The sequence below is a fragment of the Herbiconiux daphne genome, from assembly GCF_024979295.1.
In the GTDB taxonomy this organism is placed as follows: Bacteria; Actinomycetota; Actinomycetes; order Actinomycetales; family Microbacteriaceae; genus Herbiconiux; species Herbiconiux daphnes.
Map to the genome: position 1 here is coordinate 1 of NZ_JANLCJ010000262.1, position 833 is coordinate 833.

At 30.6% G+C, this 833-nt stretch carries 2 protein-coding genes; both read right to left on the reverse strand.

Features of this window, described 5'->3' with window-relative positions; genetic code table 11:
• Positions 1–122: 122 nt before the first annotated feature.
• Positions 123–476, reverse strand: coding sequence for a hypothetical protein (locus tag N1032_RS24505; RefSeq protein ID WP_259543122.1), 354 nt, complete (start codon positions 474–476; stop codon positions 123–125).
• Between the two features lie 39 nt (positions 477–515).
• Positions 516–659, reverse strand: a complete 144-nt coding sequence (locus N1032_RS24510; RefSeq protein WP_259543123.1) for a hypothetical protein — start codon at positions 657–659, stop codon at positions 516–518.
• Positions 660–833 lie beyond the last annotated feature (174 nt).

The following is an 833-nucleotide window of genomic DNA, read 5'->3' on the forward strand; positions in this document are numbered from 1 at the left end:
CTATTGGTTGAAGGTCTGGGTCGTTTGCGATTTTCTTAATCGATGGATAAAGTGTTTTAGAAATGAAAGGAACCACAAAACAAATTATTTTTCCGATTGCGCTTATGAATTTTGAAATATTTTTAGTCATTATCAATCACCCCGCCAATCTTTTTGTAGAATTCCATAAATGGTGCTTTCGCTTCAAACCAAGAATAGATTTCTAAATTGTCTTTAATATTCTTTTTGTCTTCGTCTTCCATTAGATTATAGATATCTACCAAGTCTTGTAGTGCTATTGTGTCAAATGGATCATATGTATTTGTTTTAACATATTGTGCTTGTGAACGAAGTAGTTCACGAAGTGCTAACTTAAGTTTTTCTTTATCTATTCCGTCTTTGTCAGCATATAGATAGAAAGTAGTTAGCATGATTGAGTTTGCCATTGAAGTGATGGCAATGTGGTTTTTGGCGTTGTTTTTAGTTTTTATTTTCACAACTAATTTTCATGCTTCCTCATATGTATCAACAAGAGGTCATCCATCATCATCCCAATCATAACCATTCAACAATTCATTTTCGGAATTATAATGCACAACTGTAAAAATGTCATACTTTGGATAAGTTGCCAAAGTTATACTTTTATCTGTTGTTTGTATATTTATATTCCCATTTTTCATAGCATAAAATTTTATCATTTTACTCCTTTCTCGTCATGTATTTTGAAATAATTCGGAAATTTCCACTTGTATCAAAACTTCATGTTGCTGGTATTTTTACCCCAAATGTTCATTTATAACCATTATTTGAAACATCCTTTGTTCCATTAATTTTAGATGAAGAATAAGTTATGA

What these genes read in the sequence shown, in the direction of transcription:
- N1032_RS24510 (WP_259543123.1), bottom strand. Translation starts at nt 659, where the DNA reads ATGAAAAATGGGAATATAAATATACAAACAACAGATAAAAGTATAACT.